The following is a 26,107-nucleotide window of genomic DNA, read 5'->3' on the forward strand; positions in this document are numbered from 1 at the left end:
TTCAAACATACCACGTTTATAAACTACTCTTTTGAGAACTTGTTCGCATGTACTTGGATTGCATTTATAATAAATAACAGAACAAAGGCTACAATCAACATTACTAATGCAATAGCTGTTGCACCTTCATAATCAAATTGCTGTAATTTACTAAGGATTAAAAGCGGAACAATTTCCGTTTCATAGGGAGAATTTCCTGCAATAAATACAACACTCCCATACTCACCCAAAGCTCTTGCAAATGCTAAACCAAACCCTGTCAATAATGCAGGTCGAATTTCAGGAAAAATTACTTGAAAGAAAATCCTACACCTGCTGGCACCTAGTATTGTTGCGGCCTCCTCATAAGTACCATCTAAAGATTCAAGGACTGGTTGAATCGTTCGTACAATGAATGGTATTCCTATAAAAATCATCGCAATTGTGATACCAATTTTCGTATAAGAGATTTGAATTCCGAACTTATTAAAAAAACTACCAAACCACCCTTTTGTGGAGTAAAGATTGGTAAGTGTAATTCCCGCTACTGCAGTAGGAAGTGCAAAAGGAAGCTCTATTAATCCATCTAAAATACGCTTAAAGGGAAAGTCATAACGAACAATTACCCATGCCAAAATAACTCCAAATACACTATTGATTAATGTTGCAATTAATGCGCAAGTAAAACTAACTTGATATCCAGCGAGTACGCGCTTACTAGTAACCACTTCAAAGAACTCTCTTACCCCTAACTTTGAAGCAGATAGTACGACGGATGCCATAGGTATTATTACAATTAAACTTAAAAACGTTAAGGTTACCCCTAAAGATAATCCAAAACCAGGTATTACTCGCTTTTTCCTTACAATATTCATCTGACCTCTCCCTCATTGCTTCGTTTTAATACTTTTTACATCGTTTTATTTCTTCTTCCCTTTAATTCTTCTTCCTTTTCATTCTATTAGTTTCTTAATATTTTAATTCAATTTAACGCTGTGTATCATTAAAGTTTAATAGTATATTTATATGACTGTTTTCTTAGAACAAGTCATCAATAATTTTATTATCTTGAACCATACGTGTATGTAGGGGGTGTGGCTATTAATATAATCATACTAGTGCCACACCCCTCACTACTTATTCCTCATATATTTGATCAAAAATACCACCGTCTGAAAAATGCTTACTTTGAGCTTTACTCCATCCTTCAAATATAGGATCATCAATCGAAATCAAATGCATATTTAAATCAAAAACATTAGCGTACTGATTTAAAATATCTTCATTAATCGGTCTATAATAATTGTCAGCTGCAATTTTTTGACCTACATCAGTATATAAATACTCTAAATATGCTTTTGCGATTTCTTGAGTATCTTTTTTGTCAGCTACCTCATCTACAATAGCTACTGGCGGTTCTGCTAACATACTAATACTAGGACTAATAATCTCATATTCTCCTGGGTGCTCTTTTAGAGATAAATAGGCTTCATTTTCCCATGCAAGTAAAACATCTCCTTGAGCATTCTCAACAAATGTAGTTGTTGCACCTCTTGCGCCAGAATCAAGTACTAAAACATTCTGATATAGTTTTTTTACAAATTCTTTTACTTGTTCCTCATCTCCATTATAAAGATTATTCGCATATGTCCATGCTGCAAGATAATTCCATCTGGCACCACCTGAGGTTTTCGGATTTGGTGTAATAATACCAATTCCATCTTTTATTAAGTCATCCCAATCCTTTATCCCCTTTGGATTTCCTTTACGAACTAAAAATACAATCGTTGAAGTATAAGGTGCACTATTGGATTCAAATTCAGATTGCCATCCCTCTTTAATAAGTCCTGCTTCTTCAATTGCCGTAATGTCATATGCAAGAGCTAATGTAACAACGTCCGCTTCATTTCCCTCAATTACGGAACGAGCTTGTGAACCAGAACCACCATGTGACTGTACAATGCTAATATCTTGACCTTTTTCTTCTTTCCAATAACTTATAAACTCCTGGTTAAACGCCTCATACAATTCTCTCGTTGGGTCATACGAAACATTAATTAATTCGACTTGCTTATTTTCTTTCTTACCGCAACCTATAGACATAGCTGTTATTAATACAAATACTAAAGTGATTATGATATATTTTTTATTTTTCATCTTATCCTCGATCCGCCTTTCTTATGATACAAATTTTCTAACTTCCACCCACTCTTAATTTTTGTATCTCAGCGACATCGACCACTATAACTATGCAAAACAACCCACTTAATATGTGTCAATTCTAGCCCTCCATGTTCCAAACGAGTAATAATTCTGAAGCAAACTTTTAGGAATTTCACCTCTTAAATTTAATTCATTGTATTCCTACTGTTTTGATATGTTTTAAATGATTAGAAATATATTACTTGATAAACCATTATTTGTCAAACTTATTTTGTGTTTTTTTCCATATTTTTTTTGTAGAAAAATAAACTTGTATTTTATGAGATTTTACCTATACATTAACTTGTAATTTATTTGATATATTTTACAGTAATGTTATAATGGAGAAAATCCGAAATAATAAGGAGTATTATTATATGAACTTTGTAAAATTTATTGGATCACAATTCTCAAACCCAAGAGGATTTTGGGGTAAGATCTCAAGTTATTTTATGAATCAATTAAATAAAAAGCAGTACAAAAGTGTTATGAAATTGTTTCGAGAATTAAAACCAGAGTATGTATTAGATGTTGGTTTTGGAAATGGCTATCTTCTAAAGGAGCTATCTAAAAAAAATAATTCTATTTTTTACGGCATTGATATGTCAGAATCAATGCTTGAGGCCGCAACGAAAAGAAATCTTGAAATGATTAAGAATAAAAAGATGTTTCTAAACCTTTCAGATATTGTTAATATGGAATTTAAAGATTCCATGTTTGATTTTATTTATACCGTTAACACTGTATATTTCTGGTCAGATTTAAAAAAAGGTTATTCAGAAGTTTACCGAACATTAAAGGCAGGTGGCGCATTCGCAAATGTTTTCTATACAAAGGCATGGCTTGATAAGCTCTCCTACACCAAATATGATTTTACGAAATACTCCCAAAATGAACTTCTAAACGAAATTAAGAAAATGGGCTTTTCGAAAGTAGAGTTAATTGAGTTAAAAAAGGACTCAGCTTACTGTTTAGTTGCTTGGAAATAAACTATCAAGGAAGTAAATTTCATAAATTTAATAAATGCTTGCTTGACTATTTTACCAACTAGTGTTAACATGTAATTGTAATTAGTTCAGTTAATAAACAAATATATTAGTGAAAGAGGTAATCGTATGACAAATTACTTTTCTAATGTCCCTGTTGTAAAATACGAAGGCCCAAATTCAACAAATCCTTTTGCGTATAAATATTATGATGCAGACAAGGTTGTTGCGGGTAAAACAATGAAAGAACACTTACGTTTTGCTCTATCTTGGTGGCACACTTTATGTGCTGGCGGAGCAGATCCATTTGGTGTTCCAACTATGGATAGAACATATGGTAATATTACAGATCCTATGGAACTTGCAAAAGCTAAAGTTGATGCTGGTTTTGAATTAATGACAAAACTTGGTATTGAATACTTCTGTTTCCATGATGCAGATATCGCTCCAGAGGGTGATACATATGAAGAAACAAAGAAAAATCTTTTTGAAGTTGTAGATTATATTAAAGAAAAAATGGATGAAACAGGAATTAAGTTATTATGGGGTACTGCTAATAACTTTGGTCATCCAAGATTTATGCATGGTGCTGGAACATCTTGTAATGCAGATGTATTTGCTTACGCAGCTGCAAAGATTAAAAATGCACTTGATGCAACTATTAAATTAGGCGGAAAAGGTTATGTATTCTGGGGTGGACGTGAAGGATATGAAACACTTCTTAATACAGACTTAGGCTTAGAACTTGATAATATGGCTAGACTTATGAAGATGGCTGTTGAATATGGCCGTGCAAATGGCTTTGATGGTGACTTCTATATCGAGCCAAAGCCAAAGGAACCAACAAAACATCAGTATGATTTTGATACTGCTACTGTACTTGGATTTCTTCGTAAATATGGCTTAGAAAAAGATTTCAAAATGAACATCGAAGCAAATCATGCTACTCTTGCTGGTCATACTTTTGAACATGAACTTGCTATGGCTAGAGTAAATGGAGTATTTGGTTCCGTAGACGCTAACCAGGGTGATCCAAATCTTGGATGGGATACAGACCAATTCCCTACAGATGTACACAGCGCTACACTTGCTATGCTTGAAGTTTTAAGAGCTGGTGGTTTTACTAACGGCGGACTTAACTTCGATGCAAAAGTAAGACGTGGATCTTTCGAATTCGATGATATCGCTTACGGTTATATCGCAGGTATGGATACATTCGCACTTGGTTTAATCAAAGCTGCTGAAATCATTGAAGATGGTAGAATTGATAAATTTGTTGCTGATCGTTATGCAAGTTATAAGACTGGTATTGGTAAACAAATCGTTGATGGTACTACTTCCCTTGAAGCTCTTGAACAATATGTATTAACAAACAAAGAGCCAGTAATGGAAAGCGGTCGTCAAGAAGTTCTTGAATCTATCGTAAACAATATTTTATTCCGTTAATATTTTTTGGTCACTTTTCTTTACCTTATGAAGAACTTGAAAATGAATTATTAATATATAAAAAGAACTAGTCACAAACTTAATCTAATAAGTTTGTGGCTAGTTCTTTTAATTTATAGAATTGGAAGGGTCCTCTAACCACTGTTTTATCTTCTCTTTTTTCTCCTCAGAAAAATCTTTATAAACTTCTTTTTGTAGCCAACGTAAATTTTTATCTCTTAAATAATTTCTCATTTGCTCTTCTGCTTCCCACATTACAACTTTAATTAGGCAAGGGCATTCGGTTCCTGTATTTTCTTCATTATCATTTTCAAATAATCGATTTTTTTGTCTTATCTCGCCACACTGAAAGAGATAGGATGGTCCTTCTACTGCTTCTACTACATCCCAAAAAGTGATATCTTCTGGTTTTCTTGCTAATTCATATCCACCATTCACTCCTGTAACAGAACGCACAATTCCTTGCTTACGTAGTTTCGTGAACACTTTTGATAAGTATGTTTCAGAAACCTGATGTAATAATGAAAGCTCCTTTATTCCAATTACTTTTCCATTTGGTAAATCTAATATATAAAAGAGGGAATGCAATGCATACTCTACACCAACACTAAATTGCATATATCTAACCTATGTAAATGACTTTATCAATTACATATTTTCCTTTCATAATTATAGATAATATTTATATTTAATATCTTAATTCACGGATAGTAATGCGTCAAGGGCTTATATTTATTTCCATCAATAAAGAAAAATGCTGGTATATTTTACAAATATATTTATTAAAAAATATGTTGACGTAACATTTTATACATGATAATATCTATTACAGATAACAGTTATCTATAATAGATGTAAATAAAACGGAGGAATAAAATTATGTTAAATGAAAAATTCAAAGAAGTACTTAATCACGAGGGTGCTCTATCTATCACTTCTTGGTCAAATAATAATGCAAATGTTACAAATACTTGGAATAGCTATGTAAGAATTTCAGATAGGGGAACCCTTTTAATACCTGCTGCTGGTATGACAAGTACACAAGCCGATGTTGCTGTAAACAACAGAGTAAAGCTTACAATGGGATCAAAAGAAGTTATGGGAACCATTGGTATGGGTGCTGGATTCTTTATTGAAGGTACTGCGACTTTCCTAGATGAGGGAAAAGATTTTGATATGATGAAAGAAAACTTTCCATTTCTAAAAAGAGTTCTTGAAGTGACACCAATTGTTGTGAAACAAACTATTTAATTCGAACATTCACTATAATGTCACTTAAATATGTAACCAAATGTACTTAAAATTTGTTTAATTATAAACAGCTTTATTTACCATAATATAAGCTTTTATAATAACTTTTATTTAAAACTTTTATTTAAAAAGATTAGGTAGTGAAAAGGCAATTCACCACCTAATCTTTTAGTATAATAATGAACACTCTTAATATTCCTATAGATTACCTTTTAAACAGTCTTCACTCTCTTGTTCTTTTTCTAAAAATTTCATATATTCTTTAAAACAGGAAACAGAACAAGCAACTGTATGCCAATTTAAACCCATTGATTTATCACAAGCATCGCATGCATAATATTCTGAATTACAATTAGGGTTTTTACAGATATGGTTCGGTTTATTCATACTTCTCCTTAAATAAACAATACAATCCATGGTGTACCAGCAACTTAAGATATATTTCTCTTTTCTCCAGTATTCACATTATTTTCGCTTTTTATTAGTTCAAGCATAAGAATTAGCACAGATGAGTATGGAAAATAATTTTCTACAACTACCTTTCACGATTGGATTACTTAATTATTTACTATGCTTCTTTGACACAGAAAAAAGAATCCTAACAACCAAATAGGTCATATGGATTCTAGCGTATGTATGTATTTATTTACTTTTATAATTCCAACGATTACGATTTCACTTTAGTATCGTTAGTTTTTCTCAATAATTTTTCCGTAAAATTAACATTAAATAAATGAATAATCGGTCCTAAACCGAACGCCGATATTAGCGTTCCTAACCCTATAATTCCACCAGTTAGATAGCAAACTACTGCACAGAATCCATCATTAGACATTCTTAGCCAAAAGTAAGGAATCTTAGGAAAACGCTTTTTCAAAATCAATGAAATACTGTCATAAGGAGCGACTCCAACGTTTGGAGTCTGATAAAGAGAAACACCAAAACTACATACAATAACACCTAAACAAACAACTACTAGTTTCTGCCACGTAACTTCTGGGCTTCCAATCATATTCATCCAAATATTATAAAAAAAGGTAGCCAAGTATCCAACAAAGAACATATTTACAATTGTACCAATCCCAATAAACATCTTACCGAAAATAAACTCTATCATGAACAAAGGTATATTAAACATAATCAAAAAATCACCATAACTAATGCCAAATTGATCTGATAATGCCATGATCATTCCACTAAAAGGATCATTCCCCCACCCGGATAGCTTAAAAATACTTACTCCAATACCTAAAAAAACATTCCCAATTAACATGATTATAAAGCGTCTACTTCCAACCCTTTTAAAATAATCAACCAGCATCGTTCCTACCTTTTCCGTTCTACTGTATTTTTGTTTACTTTATGTCTATATATGTATTATACAGAATTTGGTTTTATTTACAATAAAATGTTGATATTATGATAAATATTTACAGTATACTGTATTAGGTTCAACTTAAAGCACCATGTTGCCCAGAAGAATTAAAATCACCATTTGTTTTTAATATATATTATACAAAATACAAATGGTGACATGTTTTAATTATTCAGTTTATAAGGCAATCGTATTTAAGCATGTGCCTCTTTATAAAGATTATTCGCATGATTCCAATCAACCACTGCAAACCAGTTATCAATGTAATCTGCTCTTCTATTTTGATATTTTAGGTAGTAAGCATGCTCCCAAACATCCATCGCTAGAATTGGTTTTAAGTCATCTCCTAAGACACTATCTTGATTTGGAGTAGACACGATCACTAAATCCTTATTCTTATCTAGAGCCAGCCATGCCCAGCCTGAACCAAATCGTCCAAGACCAGCTGCTTTAAAGTTCTTTTTAAATTCATCTAAGGATCCAAACTTCTTATCAATTGCAGCTTTAAGATCACCAACAGGTTCTCCACCACCATTACTGCTCATTCCTTCAAAGTATAAACCGTGGTTATATACACCACCACCATTGTTTCTTACAGCTGTTCTTATGTTCTCTGGCAATTCATCTAATCGGCTAAGTAAATCAGTCAATAACCAAGATTGATGTACTTTGCTTCCTTCCAATGCTTTGTTTAAATTATCTACATAAGTTTGAACATGCTTGCCATGGTGAATTTGTACAGTAAGTGCGTCTACGTAAGGTTCTAATGCGTCATATGCATATGGTAATGCCTCAAGTTGAAATGGGTAATTTTGATTTCTCATAATAATTTCCTCCTTAATAAAATATCATTTATTCGTTAACTTTCTTATATTTATGTTATTAATAATTTGTTCATCAGCTATGGTTTTAAATATATGTTCTTTTTGTTTCTAGGTTAGCCATAACTAACTTTTCTATAGCATAACACACTCTTCCAGATATTGCAATAGTGAAAATGATTATTATTTTCATTATTAGCATTATTTTAAAATTTATACTATCCCAATGTAAAAAAACTCGTTCCATTATGGAACGAGTCTCTGACTAAATGCATTATTATATTAATTGTAATACTTAGTTTACTAGTTATTTTTGAGATAATCATTGAAATTATCTTTCTGAATATTTTTCTGATTATTTTTTCAATTACGTTTTTATTATTTTTAAACCTAACTTTTCAACAAATTCATTACAGCAACACTGTAATTAATGCTTTTTGATGCGAAATAGTTCGGATTCTCTTCCTTTTCTTTTTCTTTTTTCTCTCCGCTATCATCTAACAGATATTTTTCTAAAAATTCTAGGTAATCATTTTTTGAAAATATTCCATCTAAGTCGTCCAAATCCGCTTTCGAGGCAAATAATTCAGAATTTGATGTATTCGTATTTATCGTATATTCAATATTCTTATTATTTGTTATAGAGCTTGCTGCATTACTAGTTGAAGGAACCGTCACCTTTAAATTGCCAGTGCTTACGCCTTCATTCATATATTTTGTAACTTTAACTACATAATTTTGTGTCTCTTCAAAGGGAGGTATCCCTCCATATTTTGCGACATTACCACTTCCAGCATTGTATGCAGCTAAAGCCAATTTAACATCTCCGTCGTATTTATTCAGCATTTCAGATATATACTTTGCTCCACCCATAATGTTTTGCTCTGGATCAAACGAATCAGTGACTCCTAGATATTTTGCTGTACCAGGCATTAATTGCATAACTCCGCATGCACCTGCGCTAGAAACTACATTGGGATCAAAATTTGATTCTGCTTTCCCAATGGCTTTTAATAAATTTACAGGAACGTTAAATTTTTCGGAAGCTTCTTGAAATATACTATCCAAACTTTTTGTTTCTCCTAAATAAGATGAAAATTTCACATTATTATTCGAATTTGTATTTTTCTTAACATTGCTTGTACTTATTTTCTCTTCATTTAAAATGGAATTTACTTTCAATATGGATTCCTCTTTCTATCGTAAGTGTTATTTAAGTAACATACTACACGATGCATTTTTATATGAACATCGCTTTGTACTTAAATTAATTTATTAATAATCTATTCAACAGAACAATACTATTCATTATATCGGCCATTTCCAATATTAATTAATAGCTAATTAAAAATAAAAACGTGAGTTTCTCGCAATGTTAAATAAAGGCTTATTGGCGATAAGTACTTAAAAACATTTCTAATTTATCCATCGCAATTTTTAGCTCGTCTAAATTAGGTAAGTACACAATACGGAAATGATCTGGTTGCTTCCAGTTGAATCCACTACCATGAACAATTAGTACATGTTGCTGTTTCAAGAAATCCAGTGCAAATTGCTCATCATTTGTTATGTTAAACTTTTTAACATCTAATTTAGGGAATATATAAAAGGCTGCTTTTGGCTTAACTGCTGTAACACCCGGAATATTATTTAAACGATTTGTTATATATTCTCTTTGCTCATAAATTCTTCCACCTGGAACAAGAAGTTCATCTGCACTTTGATATCCACCTAATGCTGTTTGAATAATATGTTGCGCAGGTACATTGGAACATAAGCGCATGGATGAAAGCATGTTTAAACCTTCAATATATCCTTTTGCTCTTGATTTATCTCCACTTAAACACATCCAACCAACACGAAAACCTGCAATGCGATGAGATTTTGATAAGCCATTTAAGTTAACAACCATCAAATCCTCAGCAAGGGAACCAATGGCAACATGTTCCTCGCCATCCATAACTAATCTATCATAAATTTCATCTGCAAAAATTATAAGTCCATTTTGTCTTGCAATCTCTACAATTTCTTCTAAAACAGCTTTTGGATAAAGTGCTCCAGTTGGGTTATTTGGATTGATTACTACGATTCCTTTTGTGCGTGGTGTGATCTTCTTCTTAATATCATCAATGTCCGGATTCCAATCTGCTTGCTCATCGCAGATATAGTGCACAACTTTACCACCTGCTAAAGTTGCTGCGGCTGTCCAAAGTGGATAATCTGGTGAAGGGATTAAAATTTCATCACCGTCATTTAAAAGTCCCTGCATTGCCATTACAATTAATTCACTAACTCCGTTTCCAGTATAGATATCATCTACTGAAACGTTTGGAATCTTTTTTTGCTGACAATACTGCATAATTGCTTTTCTTGCTGAAAAGATTCCTTTTGAATCAGAATACCCTTCTGCATTTCTTAGGTTCATAATCAAATCTTTAATAATTTCATTTGGTGCGTCAAAACCAAATGGTGCTGGGTTTCCGATATTTAACTTTAAAATATCGATTCCTTGTCTTAACATTCTGTCAGCTTCATCAACGACAGCTCCTCTCACGTCATAACATACATGATCCAATTTTGATGATTTTTCAAACTTATCCATATGCTCCTCCAGTCAATCCTATATTACTTTTATATACTTTTTTAAATACTTTAATTAAAAATAAAAAAGCCCTAAACTAACATATCAATAATGCTAGTTTAGGGCGAATATACAATATCCGTGTTACCACCTAAATTCAGAGATTTCTCTGCACTCACTCAGTACTTATGTATATCTTATGAAAGTCTACACTTATACTGTATTCAAGATAACGGTTGAATCACCGATGAAGCCTACACATGCGTTATGCATTTCGGTCCATAGCTCAGAAACTGCTTCTATGATTTCATCACGAGAATTTACACCAGCCATTCCCTCTCTTTGCTTCTTGAAAACATATACTCCTTTTCGTCACAGCTTTGATAATATAGTAATCCATTTTTATCATTCCGTCAATTGATATTTTTAGTTGAAATAATAATTTTAGATACTTTTTATCTTCTTTTACTCATCATTTTTATATACATACCTTTGAAATAAAAACTGAAATCTTCTTTTCACTCATCATTTTTATGTACATACTTTGAAATAAAAACTTAAAGAAAATCTAAAATGCATACCATAATATTCCATCCTGATATTAATTATTATTATCATAAATCTATTGATTTTTTTTAGATTAGGGCTTATAATCAATTCATAGTAGTTCTATAGGAATTAACTTTACAAATATAGGAGGTCAATACTATGACTAACAATTTATTAAATATGAATGGTATTACAGTTTCAATAGATGAAAAAGAAATACTTCACAATATAAATCTAACTATTAATAAAGGAGAGGTTCATGTTTTATTAGGACCTAACGGTGCTGGAAAATCCACACTTGGTTATACAATTATGGGTAATCCTCAATACGAAGTAACTGGAGGATCTGTTCTTTTTGAAGACGAGGACATCGTTTCCTTAAGTCCAGATGCACGTGCAAGAAAAGGTATCTTTTTATCATTTCAGGCACCAGAGGAAGTTCCAGGTGTTGAATTAACAAGCTTTATACGTACTAGTACAAATGCTGTGAATGAAAAGCCTGAGCGTTATCTTCCATTTCAAAAGAGATTGCAAGAGAATATGGAACTTCTTAATATGGACTCTGCTTATTCAAATCGTGAGTTAAATGTTGGATTTTCTGGTGGTGAGAAAAAGAAATCAGAGATTTTACAAATGCTTATGTTAAAACCTAAGCTAGCTATTTTAGATGAAACAGATTCTGGATTAGATGTTGATGCAGTAAAAACTGTTTCCAAAGGGGTTAAAAATTATTTAAGTGACGATAATTCCCTTCTTATTATTACACATAATACTAAAATTTTAGAAGAACTACCTGTTGATTATGTTCATATCTTAGTAGCAGGTAAGCTTGTTGCTACAGGCGGCCCTGAGTTAATTAAAAAGATTAATACAGAAGGCTTCCGTTCCTTTGAGGAGGTGTAGTCATGAAACAAAAAACATATGTCGAGGATGTGAGCCGTGGTATCTATGACGAGATTGTAAACCTAGCTCCAGATTTAATGGTAAATGCAGGTCTCACTCCTGAAATCGTAACACAGATTTCTAAGGAAAAAAACGATCCTGAATGGATGCTAGAGCATCGTTTAAAATCACTTGAACTTTATCATAAAATTGCAGTTCCAAACTGGGGTCCTTCCCTTGAAGGTCTTAATATTGAAGACATTGTAACTTATGTAAAACCAAAAACTAAGATGAATTCTTCTTGGGAGGAAGTACCGGAAGGAATTAAAAATACATTTGAACGGCTTGGTATTCCACAAGCAGAACGTACTTCTCTTGCTGGTGTTGGAGCACAATATGACTCAGAAGTAGTTTACCATAATGTTCGTGAAGAAGTGGCAGCACAAGGTGTTATCTATACCGATATTGAAAGTGCCCTACATGGTCCATATAGTGAAATGATTAAAGATCATTTTATGAAACTTATTACACCTAGAGATCATAAATTTGCCGCACTTCATGGGGCTGTATGGTCTGGTGGATCTTTCGTATATGTGCCACCTGGAGTTAAGGTAGAGATTCCGTTACAATCGTATTTCCGTTTAAATGCAGCTGGCGCAGGTCAGTTTGAACATACATTAATTATTGTTGATAAGGGCGCAGACTTACATTTCATTGAAGGGTGTTCTGCACCAAAATATAACGTGGCGAATTTACATGCTGGTGCGGTTGAATTATTTGTTGAAGAAGATGCAAAACTTCGTTACTCAACCATTGAGAATTGGTCAAAAAATATGTATAACTTAAATACAAAACGTGCCCATGTAAAACGTGGTGGTCACATTGAATGGGTTTCTGGTTCCTTTGGTTCCCATGTCTCCTGCTTATATCCTATGAGTATTTTAGCGGGTGAAAAAGCAAGTTGTGAATTTACTGGTATTACATTTGCTGGGGAAGGCCAATCCCTAGACACTGGTGTTAAAGTACTTCACAAGGCACCGAATACCTATTCCAATATTAGTTCGAAATCTATTTCAAAAAGCGGTGGTGCAAGTACATTCCGTAGTTCCGTACGAGTAGCTCCTAATGCAAATGGTTGTAAATCCTCCGTTTCTTGTGAATCGCTTATGTTAGATGATCAATCACGTTCTGATACAATTCCTGTGATTGATGTTCAAACCGATAATGTTGACATCGGTCATGAAGCAAAAATTGGACGTATTAGTGATCAAGCAATCTTTTATCTTATGAGCCGTGGATTAAAAGAATCAGATGCAAGGGCGTTAATTGTTAATGGATTTGCAAATCCAATTGCGAAAGAACTCCCATTAGAATATGCCGTTGAAATGAACAATCTTATTTCTCTTGAAATGGAAGGAACCATCGGCTAGAAAGGTTGAAAAAGGACATTTCAACCTACGATATAAGCTGCCGATAGGCAGCATGGAGGTAGACTATGAATTATATAAATCAGCTTCCAGTAAATACCTGGAATCATTTAAAAGTAAATCAAGGCACTCTTGAAATTGATGTGCCAAATACTCTCCTACCATTCCAGCCTTCTAATTTATTCAAGCTTCCAGAAAGCTTACATTTAGAGGATAAGGAATTGCAGGAATTTAAAGAAATTAGTGAGAAACATTTTAATAAAAATGAAATAGAACTTCAGGAGTTTATGAATCAATCCAAAAATGCTACGTTGTATCTTCATGCTAAACAAAATGAAGTGATTCAAAATCCAATTACAGCTAGCTATCTCTTGGATGATAAAAATCGTTATCTCTTGGATGAAAATATAATTATCGCTGAGGAAGGTAGTGAAATTACTATCTTACTTGATTATAAATCAAAAGCAGAAGGCTCTTTTGTACATGGTGGTATTACAAAACTTTATGCAAAAAAGAATTCGAAAATTAATTTAATACAAGTGCAGCTTCTTAATGATGAGAGTCTTCATTTTGATCAGATTCTTGGATATGTGGAAGATAGTGCAAGTATTAATGTAACCCAAATTGAACTGGGCGCAAGTAAAAACTTTGTTGGTAGTGAAGTTATCTTAGCGAGTGACGCTGCTTCTTATGAGAATCAGACGATTTATCTTGGAACAGAGAAACAGACGATTGATATGAATTATCTTGCTAAACACTACGGAAAACATAGTAAGAGTAAAATGATTGCTAAGGGCTGTTTGGATGATCAAAGCAAAAAAATATTCCGAGCAACCATAGATTTTAAACGTGGTTGTAATGCTTCCACTGGCGAAGAACTTGAGGAAACACTTTTATTAAGCCCGAACATTAAAAACCAATCCGTACCATTGATTTTATGCGAAGAAGAGGATGTTTCTGGTGTGCATGCTGCAAACATTGGTAATTTAAAAGATAGTCAATTATTTTACCTTATGTCTCGTGGTTTAACTGCGGAAGAAGCGAAACAACTTTTAATTCGTTCAAGATTACAAAGTATTTATGAACGTGTACCAAATGATAGCTTAAAGGCTGAGATAGAATCTTATATTTCTGAGAAGTTGAAATCATCCTTGGTACAAAGTAAAGATTTGGATTACATTTTATAATATAAAACAAAAAGAAATGAGGGTGTTATAAATTATTAAGTTGATATTGTTACTTTATCTTATAACACCCTCAATAAGCCTCCGGTATCTATGGACTTTGATGAACATAGAATACCAAGGTAATTAAAAAGGAGCTTATTATGAAAACGATTGACCGAAATGACTTCCCGCTTTTAACCTCGTATCAGGTGAATGGTAAGCCACTTATTTATTTCGATAATGCGGCCACTACTCAAAAACCTTTGCAAGTGTTAAAAGCTGAGGAAGATTATTATAAAACACAAAACGCTAATCCTTTGCGAGGTTTTTATAACCTTGGAATTGAAGCCACGAAAGCTTATGAAGATGCTAGACATACTGTTGCTTCTTTCATCAATGCAAAGGACAAGGAAATTGTATTCACTAGAAATACAACCGAATCAATAAATTTAATTATGTATAGTTACGCACTAAATGTGCTAAAGCCTGGTGATGAAATTGTGATTTCTATCTTAGAACATCATAGCAATCAAATTCCTTGGCAACAAGCTGCAAAAATGACTGGCGCAACTCTTAAGTATCTATATTCGGATAAAGAAGGTATTATTTCTGAGGAAGAAATAGAGGAAAAAATTACAGATAAAACTAAAATAGTTGCATTTACACACGTATCAAATGTACTAGGTGTAATGCCACCTGCTAAAAAAATCATAGCTAAAGCTCATGAAGTAGGTGCAATTGTTGTTCTTGATTGTGCACAAAGTATTGCTCATACTCCGATTGATGTAAAAGAAATGGATATGGACTTTGCTGTATTTTCTGGACATAAAATTTATGGACCTATGGGAATTGGTGTTCTCTATGGTAAATACGAGATTTTAAAAGATATGCCGCCATTTCTTACTGGTGGTGAAATGATTGAGACGGTTCAAGAGCAAAGCGCAACTTTTGCAGACGTTCCAGAACGTTTTGAAGCAGGTACACAAAATGCTGCAGGTGCCATTGGCTTAGCAAGTGCACTCTCTTACTTATCCGAAATCGGCTTTGAACAAATAATTAAGACCGAAGAAGAATTAATGAAGTATCTTATGGATGGATTAAAGGATATTCCAGAAGTAACTGTTTTCGGACCAAAAGATGCGAAACAGCATCATGGAGTAGTATCATTCCAAATAAAAGATGTACATCCACACGATGTTGCCACTATTTTAAATGAAGATGGCATTGCAATTCGAGCTGGTCATCACTGTGCGCATCCATTGATGCAATACCTTGGTGTACACGCAACTTGTAGAGCTAGTATATCATTTTATAATACAAAAGAAGAAGTAGATTATTTTATCAATAAATTAAAACAGGTAAGGAGGTGGCTTCACAATGGATCTTAGACAAATCTATACGCAGATCATTAACGAACATAACAACAATAGCTACCATAAACATCACCTCGAGAATCCAACGGATACAAAGGATGGCGTGAATCCAAGTTGTGGTGATGAAATAACCGTGGAACTAAAAATGAAAGATGATACCATTGTAGATGCTGCGTTTACTGGCTATGGCTGTGCTATCTCACAAGCATCTGCAGATATGATGATCGATGTTATATTAGGAAAAAAAGTCGATGAAGCGAAAAAGCTCATTGATTTGTTCCAACGTATGATTCGAAATGAATTAACGGAAGAGGATGATCTTGAATTACTAGAAGATGCAACTTCCTTGCAAGATATAGCGCATATGCCTGCTAGGGTAAAATGTGCGGTTCTTGGGTGGCATACGTTAGAGGAGATGCTGCCATAAATTCTCCACGTTGTATCTGATTGTGGTTTCAATTAGAGTTTTGAAAGATTAAACTGTCCATTTAGATAATAGAACCTTCATATAATTACATTTAAATCTTAATAAAAAAGGCTATATACTAGATTAAAAATAGTACATAGCCTTTTCCTTAATTTATTAATATATTAAATTGCTATATCTCTTTAATATTTTCATTTTGCATTTTTCGTATATCTATTTTGGATGGTACAATCCTTATTAAGCAAATTAATTACTTTAATGTTGAAACTTTAATATCCTTCATCTATTACCTCCCAGACGCTTTCTAAATCCTTTCTTGCTAATACAATATTTCTAGGTGGATTATCAGAATCAATTATCTCAACTAAAAAAGTTATTAAATTTTGTTTATCATATTCATCTACATATTCATTATATAAACTAACTGTTAAATCATAGTGAATCGATTGAACTTTAAATGAAGTATTTTCATAATATTCTTTAGCAACAGCTTCTGCATTTTCAATTTCTTCTTTTGAAAACTGAAACTCTTTATCTGCCTCTTGTGTTATATTCGGTGCTTGTGATGTATTAGGTGCTTGTGTTATTTTATAAACATCACTAACTTTGTCATGTAAATCAAATGATTTTGAATCATTTTTATTATTGCATCCATATAAAGCTATTATAATTACACATGAAATAATAATTGAATAGAATCTCTTCATATAATCTCCTATTATTTGTCTTTAAAATATACCTAACCTATTAAATTGTTGATTATCTCATATTATAAATATAGAAACCATTAGAATCTACCTTTGAACTCAATTTAGCAGTTATAGTATTTCCAGTATGTGCCCCTATAGTGAAGTCTGGATATGAATACTCCACAATTATAAGAGTATGATAAGCTCTTCCATTACTATTTAACAATGAAACTGCATCCCCCCTATATCCATATGAATATGAAGTGCTATCCACAGCAGTAAATTTCTTATATGAAGTAGCATTTTCCTGCCAAAATCCCCTAAATGCATCAGCCCCTCTCCATGTAGATGATACATTCTTAGTGTCTAACGAAGTACCTTTAGAAAACCAATTTGCCCAGTTTTCTGCTGCAGTTTGGGTTCCTGGTGTACCTTTCATAGTTTTTCCTCCAGCATATAAACACTGTGATATAAAATTCGCACAATCTCCATAATAAGACCAATCTGGATAATTAGAATTATAACTGCTGTAATATTTTTGTGCATAACTAACTGCACTTGCATAATCATATGTTGCTCGTGGTTGAATAGTCTTTTTATTGCTAATCTTCTCCTCTGGCATATCTTTTAATTTTAATACCCATTCATATGCCTCAATATAAGAGTCAACATTTCTTATATTAACATTATCGATGTTCATTATTTTTTCATAATTACTTTTTAAATAATTTAAATTTTCTTCCCAGCTTACTATACTAGCCTCTTGCCCTGAATCATTAATAAGATTTACTATATAAATCTCTTCTTCCATCATTCTTGCATATGCTTCATCAACTTCTTCATTTACATCTACTTCATCATTAGTATCTAATTTTTCATTTCTTTTATTATAAGTGCTTGAAGGACTTTTTTCTTCATAAAGTTCATCAATCAATATAAGCTTTTCCTCTAAATTAAGATTAGGGTATACTTCATATACATAATTTTTAACACCATCATAAACTTCTTTTTCTTCTATATTCATTTGTGACTGCTCTTTTTTTTCTGCAGCAAGCGCAGTTATACCAAAAAGACAAGTTATCATAAGCATACTTAGTATTGTAACCTTTAATTTCTTAATAAATCCTCCATTTAATTTAGACAATTAATTGTCTTTATTTATTAATACAATATAATACTATCTCATTTCCCCTCCTTCCTTTAGTTTCGTATCAATATAAATAAATAGCCTATCAATTGTATTTTTTTTACAATTAATAAGCTAAGTTTATCAGACTTGAATTATTTGTCAATACAATTCTACATTAACCTGAATTATTCATGTAAGTAAATAACAAAGTTAATTTACTGATCTTTATATCAGCCCGTTGTTTTTTACTTTGATTTTATGATTTTACTTTTTTTAACAGTCAAAAAGAAAGGAATTTAACTAAGGTATTATTACTCTCTTTTTTTAACTGCCAATGTGCAACTCACTATCTACTCTAATAACCTTTGTAGTGGTCTTAGTGAATGTATTTTTGATAAAACCTCATTAAATTCATTTTTATAAGGGCAACTACTGCATAACTTAAAGATTAGATAGCGTGATTTCTTCGTTAGCCTTGCTGCTATTTTTATAAGTTTTAAACGAATTGTATCAACTTGAAGATGTCTCATCTTCTTTGGTAAAACCATTCGACGAAACCAATTGAATATGTTATATGTTAACATATTGATTTGGAGTCGATTTTGATTAGTTATGAAATCATGATTTGGCATAGCATTCATATGAAAGCCTAGTTTTGCTTCTTTAATCATGTTTTCCATAGTCCCTCGATTACAATAAAAACGTAAAATATCCTGGGCAGGAATCTCCATATTTGTAACGATGAATGTATAATTAGCTACCATTACTCCATATGGTTTTTCAATCTTGCAAACAATTCTACGAGGATATGCCCAGCTATCAGCAGCATACATGAATTCAGTATAAGTGCAAGCGTAATCAACAAGATTATTGTTTAATGATTCCATAAAATCATAAACATCACCTTCAACCATCTTACGTAAGCGTGCTGATTCCTTCATACGAATAGCAAAACTCACACCATTGGTCTCTAACTTTTCATAAAGCATAACGTCTGCGAAACCACTATCACCTCTTAAGAATAGTTGAGTATCTGGATAATTATCCATATATTCCAATAGGAGAGGATACAAAAAATTATGTGCGTCCTTTGAAGTGTAAGTATTTCCTGGTCTTAACTCAGCCTTTAATAAATCCTTAGTTAACCCATCAAATACTAATAATGGATGATATCCAACGTTTTGATAATGAGTATTATAGCTACTACCTTCTTGCGAACCATACGTAGTAAATGAAGTAGAGTCGACATCAAGAATGATCTGTTGTGGTTGTTCATAAGAATAAATCTTCTCACGTAATAGTTGATGAAGAACATCCATCTGCACAATACAGATGTCATCAAGACGATTCATAAAACGGCTTATTGTAGGTTGAGATGCCAATCTTTCTTTCGAAAGAATTTGAGTAAATATAGGATCAAAAGCCAATTCATCCGCATCATCATCTTGAAAGTACCCAGCGATGTTTTGAAAGATACGTTGCATGAGTATGGATGAATCAGAATGAATACGCTGTTTTGTATCAGTACTAAAATTCTCAGCAATGATAGAGGGGATCTTTAGTTTATTTATATATTCATAGAGTAAAAGTAATCCAGAATCGGAGGAAAGTTCTCCTCCATTAAAATTTATTTTAATACGGTTATTGCATTCTAAGTGTAAATCCTGTAAACTAGACATATAAGGTTTCTCCTTTGTTTGATTTTGGGTCGCACTTAAATTTTAACAAAGAAGAGGCCTTTTTTCTATATCTAGATTTCACTTTTTAGGTGAAAGTAATAAATGTATGAAACTCAGTATTAAAAAGGTATTGTATCATGCTAACAAGGTCAGCATGAATAATTCAGGATTAATTATATATAGGTAAAAGGTTTGATTACTAAAGCTATAATACACAAGTTAGACTTAGTAATTTTCATCCTGTTCACTTAGAATGTTTTCCATCTGCAGTTTTGTCTCTAGCGGTAACGCATCCAATAAATAATTACGGTCTCTACCCTGTTTTGCTTCATATGTCTGCTTAATCATTTCATTGGCTCTTTCAATCTCATCTTTTAAATCTCTAGCAGACAACAACGAACATCCTGCTCCTCGAATAATTATCTGCTGTAGACCATCGGAAGTTACAACGGTTATATTATATTTTTTCTGATTGTCATGGGCAAATCGTTCAATGTACTGATCGGCGGTTTGCGCTTCTCTTGTATACACCACATGAATGTTATGATACTCCATTATTTCTTCTGGATGCCCAACCACACGATAAGCATCAAACACTACGATAACTTTCGTATTTTTAATCCCTTTATAATTGCTAAGAATATCAAGCAATTTGTATTTTGCACCATCCATGTTCTCATCGGCAAGCTCTTTTAGTTCAGGCCATGCAAAGATAATATTATAACCATCCACTAAAAGATATTCTTCTTTCTTTTCCCTTGGACTACTTACATAGGTTGTTGTCTCATAGTAGCTTTCACGAGCTGATTTACTTCTTTTCCATACGGACTTTTTCCCTTGATTCGAATAATAGGTGCTATTGATGATTTGATCGATTTCATCTACACTAATGAATTTTTCTTCAGAATAAGTCTTACGTACCTGACCTGTATCCGTAAACTCTTCACTTCTCGTTTGAAAATACCCTTCCACATGCATGTAGTTCTTCACTTCATCCCAGTTTACTAAAAACCCTGCACCATGGGAACAAAATACAGAGCCTGTTGGATTTGCAATGTCTCGTTCAGAATCATAACCAATACTACTTACAACTTCCTCTTCATTGTGACATGGCTCATACCCTTTTAGGCTACAAAATAGCCTTCCAAGTCCTTTGGTGTAAGCAATAACTTCTTTTTGATAATTTCTCATGGTAATTACAGGGGCACTTCCAACAAGGATTGCGGTATTCCCATCGGTTTGGGATATTTCACAGGTACCACACATTTTTTCAACATCAATCATAGCCCTTCCAACCATAGTCTCTGGAAGTTCTAGCGTAAAAGCATAATATGGTTCCAATAAAATGGACTTCGCTTCTTTCAATCCTTGGCGCACTGCACGGTAGGTTGCTTCTCGAAAGTCTCCACCCTCTGTGTGCTTATTATGTGCTCTACCTGAAACCAATGTTATAATCATATCTGTAATCGGTGCACCGGTTAGAACTCCTTTATGAACCTTCTCTTCTAGATGGGTTAAAATAAGCCTTTGCCAGCTTTTCCCCAAGACATCTTCACTACAATCTACCCGGAACTCAAGACCACTTCCAGGCTCTCCCGGTTCTAATAATAAATGTACTTCTGCATAATGACGCAGTGGTTCAAAGTGTCCTACACCTTCTACTACATTTCCAATGGTTTCTTTATAAACAATTTTACCAGCATCAAACGTAACTTCTACACCAAAACGAGTTTGAATCAGATTTTGCAATATCTCAATCTGAACTTCTCCCATGATCTGTGCTTGAATTTCTTGTAATTCCTCATTCCATACGATATGGAGTTCTGGCTCCTCTTCTTCGATTTGTCGCAGTTTTGGAATCATCATTTTAGGGTCACAACCATCCGGAAGAATTACTTGATAGGATAAAACTGGTTCTAGTACTGGCGTATCTGAAGCTTCCTCAACTCCTAGTCCTTCTCCTGGTTTTGCACTACTAAGTCCTGTTACTGCGCATACAAATCCTGCGCTCACCTCATTTACTGCCTCGAATTTCTGACCGGAGTAGATACGAATTTGAGTTATTTTTTCTTCCCAATTCCCATTCGTAAGTGTATCCCTCACCTTAATACTTCCACCAGTAAGTTTCATGTGCGTGAGACGATTTCCTTGTTCATCCCTTGATATCTTAAAGATTTTAGCTCCAAATTCTCCTGGGTAAGTAGGTGTAATTGAATAATTAATAATTCCCTGCATGAATTGTTCAACGCCTTCTAATTTTAGAGCTGAACCAAAATAGCAAGGAAATACTTTACGCCCTTTAATGGCATTCTTTATCTGTTCCGTATCAATTTGTCCATTTTCAAGATAGACTTCCATCAATTCTTCATCACACATGGCGATTTCATCATAAAATCCATCAGTAGCATCCTGTCCAAAGTCAATACAAGCATCCTCTAATTGCTTTTTCAGCTCATTCATTAATTTCTCTTTATCTGTCCCAAACTGATCCATTTTGTTTACAAATAGAAATACAGGTATATTATATTTATGAAGCAATCTCCATAGTGTTTTTGTATGTCCTTGCACTCCATCTGCGCCACTTATTACTAAGATAGCGTAATCAAGTACCTGCAGTGTTCTTTCCATTTCCGCAGAAAAATCCACATGCCCGGGAGTATCCAGTAAGGTAATCCTAGTATCGTTATATTCAAATATGGCTTGCTTAGAGAATATGGTAATTCCTCTTTCTCTTTCTAACTCATAGGTATCTAAATAAGCATCCCTTTTATCTACCCTTCCCAGTTTTCCAATCTTACCACTTAAATACAGTAAGCTTTCTGACAATGTCGTCTTACCTGCATCTACATGTGCTAATATACCAATCACTAAATTTCTCATCATCTATATCAATTCCTTTTTGTCTGTTCTTAAAAACCACAGCCAGTTTATCCTGCATGTAGATTCTCCTATTTATATGATACCAGTAAGATTGGAATTTGACAATTTCATCGTAATGTTTTTCGTAAAATAAATGGACAACTTATGAATTTGTAATGAATCGCTAAGTAAAATATTCTTACTGTATTTTTATACCAGTTTATGTTATGATTTGTTAAATTGGATTTTAAATTTGAATGGTTCGATATTGTTATAAATTACGAAGTTAGGAGAATGCTAAATGGGAAGTAAAATAAAAATAATTATAATAATTAATGTATTTATCAATGCTATATTTGGGATTATCATATTTCAAATATCTAATTTAATGTATAGGTATAAGAGAATGGAAATATGGATTGAACAAAATGAATTATTTAATCAATTCTATATAGAACTACATAATATAATTTCATTTGTTTGGATTATATGGGGAGTATTATGTCTTTTATCAATATTTCTTTTAATATCTGAATTGAGAAAAAATATAATCATAAAATGTGAATAACGCGAGGCTATTTTGGCTTCCCTTAAAAATTGGTATATTATTAACACTGTTATTTAACATAACATAACTGATAAAAATGAAAAAGAAGTTTGTCTACAATTAGAGCCATCGCTTTAGAAAAACGATGGCTCTAATTGTATACCATGTAAAAACGATACATAAGCTTTAATACACTACCCTTGATTCGCCCAATCCGCTGGATAAGTAACATAAATAAATCTAGCGTAATTAGGTACCGAAAATTTAATTGACGAACCTTTTGGAATAAGAATTAACTCACCTGCATTGGCTGTTACACTTTTACCATTAATCACAATGCTTAAGGTTCCTTCAATTACATAATCAATTTCATCATAATTAAGTGTCCAATCAAAGGTTGTCTCCTTCATTTCCATAATACCGCAGCCAAGTCTTGGGCTTTCTTCTAACGTAAATAAGTCTTTTGTATAAACAATGTCACCAGCTTTTCCAGTGTTCATTAAATCTTTATCCGTTACTCGAATGGTTGGAACTTTGACTGAGATTACACCTTCTTTTAGTTTGTTTCTACTAAAATCTGTGCTATCGCAGCTACTTAGTTTTTCCATAAGAATTTCACGAATCATTGACTCTATTGTAGAACGATTCACTTCCATTTTATAGTTCCTTTCATACGCAATTTGAAGTATAGTTTTTGTATTGAATCAGCGAAACTCTTTTTTTAGAACTAGTAACTCCTAAGTTAACTCATGTTTAACTGACATCATATTTTGCATAAGAGTTTCGCAACTATATTTCTTATCCTAATCATCTGCTCGACTTAATGTTCTATTTGCAATAAATATTGCTACAAATAAAGCTGTTATACCACCAACTAATTTACCGATGATCATCGGAACAATCATTGTAGAATTAAAACCAGCAGTAAATCCAAGGTGATCACCAAATACAAAGGCTGCGGAAACAGCAAAAGCAACGTTTAAAATCTTACCTCGATTGTCCATATCCTTCATCATATCAAACATTGGGATACTGTTTGCTAAAGAAGCAACCATACCTGCTGCTGCCACATCATTCATTCCAAGTACTTTTCCAAGACCAAGTAATGGTTTGCGAAACACCTTCGTGATGACGTAAACAAGTGGAAAGGCTCCCGCTAATACAATACTTATATCTGCAACGATTTGAAATCCTTCATGAAGTGGAGCCATACCCGGAATTAATACAATTCCTGTTAATTGTTCCACAATACCAGCTGCTAAACCAATTGTGATAACCGCCACAACTATTTTACCAAAGATTGTAAATCCCTTGATCATTCCATTTGGGAAAAACTTTAATCCAAGTGCAATTAAAATAGCGATGATAATAATTGGTATTAAGTTTCTTAGTACCATCATTATCGGAAAACCTGCTACCAAACCACCTACAAATGCTCCAATAGGGACCGTGATAACACCTGCTAAAACACCAGTTGCTAAGTATTTTCTGTCTTCCTCACGAATAATTCCAAGACCTACTGGAATTGTAAATACAATGGTAGGCCCCATCATCGCTCCAACAATAAGACCTCCAAAAAGACCTGCCTCTTCTGTTTGTGCAAGAGCTTGTGCAAGTGGTGCACCACCCATATCATTTGCAAGTATTGTTCCTGCAAACATTGCAGGGTCAGCACCAAGAATACCAAAGAGTGGTACAATTACAGGTTTTAAAATATCTGCTAAAACAGGCGCAAGAGCAATAATACCAACCATGGAAATTGCTAAAGAACCAATAGCAAGAATACCTTCTTCAAATTTTTCACCGAGACCAAATTTATTACCTATAATTCGGTCAATTGCACCAAGTACTGCAAATACAACCATGATATATACAATAATTTCATTTAAACTCATAAAACACCTCCTTATCGTTTTAAGAGATTCTCTAGAATATCTTTATTGGGAGAAGGTATAATTGCTAGGTTTTCAATTTCTCCTTCGCTTAAGACTTTTTTAGCCTCTGAAATCCCATATTCTATACTGCTAACAGATCCAGTAACGACAAATACAAGTTTACCTCCAATGGTAAATGCAAGGTAGACACGTATCAATGTTACCGCTGCGGATTTTAGTACGATATCTAATGCTTTTATTCCTGTACAAACTTTTCTTGTTTCTACAATCCCAACAGCATCCAACCTTTCAACGGTATCATACTTTGCTCGTATTCCTTGAATGATTGAAGGAGAAACTGCATGTACTTTAAAACTGTCAAACAATGTCTTTCCAGATAGATTTACGCCATGATCAATAGCGGTATCTATTTCTCCCTCATCTCCAGCAACAATAATAAGAAACTTTCCAGGACAGATGGTTTTAAAATAAATAATTTCCACATCTGCTTTTTTAACAATGGCATCTGCCACATACATTCCACGACTGATGCTGGTAAATTCTAATGCTCCAATACTTTTATTCATCTCTTTCCACCACCACCGAATCTACAATTCCAACGATAGCTGCATCTACTGGTGCACTTGGTTGTGATAATGAGTAACGTGCAGGTCCACCTCGTACGATAAGTACCTGATCTCCTGAACCAGCCCCTACCATATCAACTGCTACAACCAGTTCTTTTCTTGGCTTTTCGTAAGCATCAATAAGTTGTACTACCAATAGCTTTTGACCATTTAATTTTTCATCCTTTTTGGTAGCCCATACGCTCCCGATTACCTTACCAAGCTCCAATTATTTGCGC

Annotated in this window: 24 protein-coding genes and 1 other annotated feature; of the genes, 8 read left to right on the plus strand and 16 right to left on the minus strand. The window is 33.3% G+C overall.

Annotated features, from left to right (window positions below):
* Nucleotides 1-23: 23 nt before the first annotated feature.
* Both cysT and BN4220_RS18355 read right to left on the minus strand, forming a co-directional pair.
* Complete coding sequence (cysT, locus tag BN4220_RS18350; RefSeq protein ID WP_066721152.1) at nucleotides 24-848, minus strand: sulfate ABC transporter permease subunit CysT; 825 nt, start codon at nucleotides 846-848, stop codon at nucleotides 24-26.
* 268 nt (nucleotides 849-1,116) lie between these two features.
* Nucleotides 1,117-2,136 carry a sulfate ABC transporter substrate-binding protein gene (locus BN4220_RS18355; RefSeq protein ID WP_066720040.1) on the minus strand — a complete coding sequence of 340 codons (1,020 nt, stop codon included), beginning with the start codon at nucleotides 2,134-2,136 and terminating at the stop codon, nucleotides 1,117-1,119.
* Between the two features lie 422 nt (nucleotides 2,137-2,558).
* Here BN4220_RS18355 and BN4220_RS18360 point away from each other — a divergent pair, with 422 nt between their 5' ends.
* Nucleotides 2,559-3,170: a class I SAM-dependent methyltransferase gene (locus BN4220_RS18360; protein ID WP_066720044.1), complete on the plus strand. Its 612-nt coding sequence runs from the start codon at nucleotides 2,559-2,561 to the stop codon at nucleotides 3,168-3,170.
* A gap of 126 nt (nucleotides 3,171-3,296) precedes the next feature.
* The gene (gene xylA / locus BN4220_RS18365; RefSeq protein ID WP_066720047.1) at nucleotides 3,297-4,613 is read left to right on the plus strand and encodes a xylose isomerase; all 1,317 of its coding nucleotides are present in this window, start codon (nucleotides 3,297-3,299) and stop codon (nucleotides 4,611-4,613) included.
* 108 nt (nucleotides 4,614-4,721) lie between these two features.
* On the opposite strand, the gene BN4220_RS18370 is transcribed toward xylA, so the two are convergent.
* Complete coding sequence (locus tag BN4220_RS18370) at nucleotides 4,722-5,231, minus strand: RrF2 family transcriptional regulator (protein WP_066720049.1); 510 nt, start codon at nucleotides 5,229-5,231, stop codon at nucleotides 4,722-4,724.
* 261 nt (nucleotides 5,232-5,492) lie between these two features.
* Between BN4220_RS18370 and BN4220_RS18375 the strand changes: the two genes are divergently transcribed.
* Nucleotides 5,493-5,864 carry a pyridoxamine 5'-phosphate oxidase family protein gene (locus tag BN4220_RS18375; protein ID WP_066720051.1) on the plus strand — a complete coding sequence of 124 codons (372 nt, stop codon included), beginning with the start codon at nucleotides 5,493-5,495 and terminating at the stop codon, nucleotides 5,862-5,864.
* A gap of 198 nt (nucleotides 5,865-6,062) precedes the next feature.
* On the opposite strand, the gene BN4220_RS18380 is transcribed toward BN4220_RS18375, so the two are convergent.
* The 5 genes from BN4220_RS18380 to BN4220_RS18400 all read right to left on the minus strand — a co-directional run bounded on the left by BN4220_RS18380 (nucleotide 6,063) and on the right by BN4220_RS18400 (nucleotide 10,662).
* Complete coding sequence (locus BN4220_RS18380) at nucleotides 6,063-6,251, minus strand: hypothetical protein (protein WP_066720054.1); 189 nt, start codon at nucleotides 6,249-6,251, stop codon at nucleotides 6,063-6,065.
* A 280-nt stretch (nucleotides 6,252-6,531) separates the two neighbouring features.
* Nucleotides 6,532-7,185, minus strand: coding sequence for a YczE/YyaS/YitT family protein (locus BN4220_RS18385; RefSeq protein ID WP_066720057.1), 654 nt, complete (start codon nucleotides 7,183-7,185; stop codon nucleotides 6,532-6,534).
* A 248-nt stretch (nucleotides 7,186-7,433) separates the two neighbouring features.
* A complete protein-coding gene (locus BN4220_RS18390; RefSeq protein WP_066720060.1) occupies nucleotides 7,434-8,063 on the minus strand; it encodes a superoxide dismutase in 630 nt (209 codons plus the stop codon).
* A 387-nt stretch (nucleotides 8,064-8,450) separates the two neighbouring features.
* Nucleotides 8,451-9,242, minus strand: coding sequence for a lytic transglycosylase domain-containing protein (locus tag BN4220_RS18395; protein ID WP_066720065.1), 792 nt, complete (start codon nucleotides 9,240-9,242; stop codon nucleotides 8,451-8,453).
* A 205-nt stretch (nucleotides 9,243-9,447) separates the two neighbouring features.
* Nucleotides 9,448-10,662 (minus strand): pyridoxal phosphate-dependent aminotransferase, encoded by a 1,215-nt coding sequence (locus BN4220_RS18400; protein WP_066720068.1) that lies wholly within the window; start codon nucleotides 10,660-10,662, stop codon nucleotides 9,448-9,450.
* 96 nt (nucleotides 10,663-10,758) lie between these two features.
* Nucleotides 10,759-11,026, minus strand: a binding site (T-box leader).
* A 323-nt stretch (nucleotides 11,027-11,349) separates the two neighbouring features.
* Here BN4220_RS18400 and sufC point away from each other — a divergent pair.
* From sufC to sufU, 5 genes are all read left to right on the plus strand, one after another.
* Nucleotides 11,350-12,093 carry a Fe-S cluster assembly ATPase SufC gene (sufC, locus tag BN4220_RS18405; RefSeq protein WP_066720070.1) on the plus strand — a complete coding sequence of 248 codons (744 nt, stop codon included), beginning with the start codon at nucleotides 11,350-11,352 and terminating at the stop codon, nucleotides 12,091-12,093.
* 2 nt (nucleotides 12,094-12,095) lie between these two features.
* Nucleotides 12,096-13,502 carry a Fe-S cluster assembly protein SufB gene (sufB, locus tag BN4220_RS18410; RefSeq protein ID WP_066720074.1) on the plus strand — a complete coding sequence of 469 codons (1,407 nt, stop codon included), beginning with the start codon at nucleotides 12,096-12,098 and terminating at the stop codon, nucleotides 13,500-13,502.
* Between the two features lie 65 nt (nucleotides 13,503-13,567).
* The gene (locus BN4220_RS18415) at nucleotides 13,568-14,686 is read left to right on the plus strand and encodes a SufB/SufD family protein (protein ID WP_066720077.1); all 1,119 of its coding nucleotides are present in this window, start codon (nucleotides 13,568-13,570) and stop codon (nucleotides 14,684-14,686) included.
* A 140-nt stretch (nucleotides 14,687-14,826) separates the two neighbouring features.
* Entirely contained in the window at nucleotides 14,827-16,053 is a 1,227-nt protein-coding gene (locus BN4220_RS18420) for an aminotransferase class V-fold PLP-dependent enzyme (RefSeq protein ID WP_066720079.1), read from the plus strand.
* Nucleotides 16,043-16,465 (plus strand): Fe-S cluster assembly sulfur transfer protein SufU, encoded by a 423-nt coding sequence (sufU, locus tag BN4220_RS18425; RefSeq protein ID WP_066720081.1) that lies wholly within the window; start codon nucleotides 16,043-16,045, stop codon nucleotides 16,463-16,465. Before BN4220_RS18420 ends, sufU begins: the two co-directional genes overlap by 11 nt.
* 269 nt (nucleotides 16,466-16,734) lie before the next feature.
* On the opposite strand, the gene BN4220_RS18430 is transcribed toward sufU, so the two are convergent.
* The 8 genes from BN4220_RS18430 to BN4220_RS18470 all read right to left on the minus strand — a co-directional run bounded on the left by BN4220_RS18430 (nucleotide 16,735) and on the right by BN4220_RS18470 (nucleotide 26,097).
* Entirely contained in the window at nucleotides 16,735-17,172 is a 438-nt protein-coding gene (locus BN4220_RS18430; RefSeq protein ID WP_066720084.1) for a hypothetical protein, read from the minus strand.
* Nucleotides 17,173-17,224: 52 nt separating this feature from the next.
* Nucleotides 17,225-18,178 carry an amidase domain-containing protein gene (locus tag BN4220_RS18435; protein WP_197467957.1) on the minus strand — a complete coding sequence of 318 codons (954 nt, stop codon included), beginning with the start codon at nucleotides 18,176-18,178 and terminating at the stop codon, nucleotides 17,225-17,227.
* 455 nt (nucleotides 18,179-18,633) lie between these two features.
* Nucleotides 18,634-19,962 (minus strand): IS1380 family transposase, encoded by a 1,329-nt coding sequence (locus BN4220_RS18440; RefSeq protein ID WP_066712939.1) that lies wholly within the window; start codon nucleotides 19,960-19,962, stop codon nucleotides 18,634-18,636.
* A 225-nt stretch (nucleotides 19,963-20,187) separates the two neighbouring features.
* The gene (locus tag BN4220_RS18445; protein WP_066721154.1) at nucleotides 20,188-22,842 is read right to left on the minus strand and encodes a translation factor GTPase family protein; all 2,655 of its coding nucleotides are present in this window, start codon (nucleotides 22,840-22,842) and stop codon (nucleotides 20,188-20,190) included.
* Between the two features lie 720 nt (nucleotides 22,843-23,562).
* A complete protein-coding gene (locus BN4220_RS18455; protein WP_066720090.1) occupies nucleotides 23,563-24,024 on the minus strand; it encodes a cupin domain-containing protein in 462 nt (153 codons plus the stop codon).
* 147 nt (nucleotides 24,025-24,171) lie between these two features.
* Complete coding sequence (eutH, locus tag BN4220_RS18460) at nucleotides 24,172-25,263, minus strand: ethanolamine utilization protein EutH (protein ID WP_066720092.1); 1,092 nt, start codon at nucleotides 25,261-25,263, stop codon at nucleotides 24,172-24,174.
* An 11-nt stretch (nucleotides 25,264-25,274) separates the two neighbouring features.
* Nucleotides 25,275-25,829, minus strand: coding sequence for a BMC domain-containing protein (locus tag BN4220_RS18465; RefSeq protein WP_066720096.1), 555 nt, complete (start codon nucleotides 25,827-25,829; stop codon nucleotides 25,275-25,277).
* On the minus strand, nucleotides 25,822-26,097 hold the full coding sequence (locus tag BN4220_RS18470) for a EutN/CcmL family microcompartment protein (protein WP_066720099.1): 276 nt from the start codon (nucleotides 26,095-26,097) through the stop codon (nucleotides 25,822-25,824). Before BN4220_RS18470 ends, BN4220_RS18465 begins: the two co-directional genes overlap by 8 nt.
* Nucleotides 26,098-26,107: the final 10 nt, after the last annotated feature.

Source organism: Clostridium sp. Marseille-P299 (assembly GCF_900078195.1).
Classification (GTDB): Bacteria; Bacillota; Clostridia; order Lachnospirales; family Lachnospiraceae; genus Lachnoclostridium.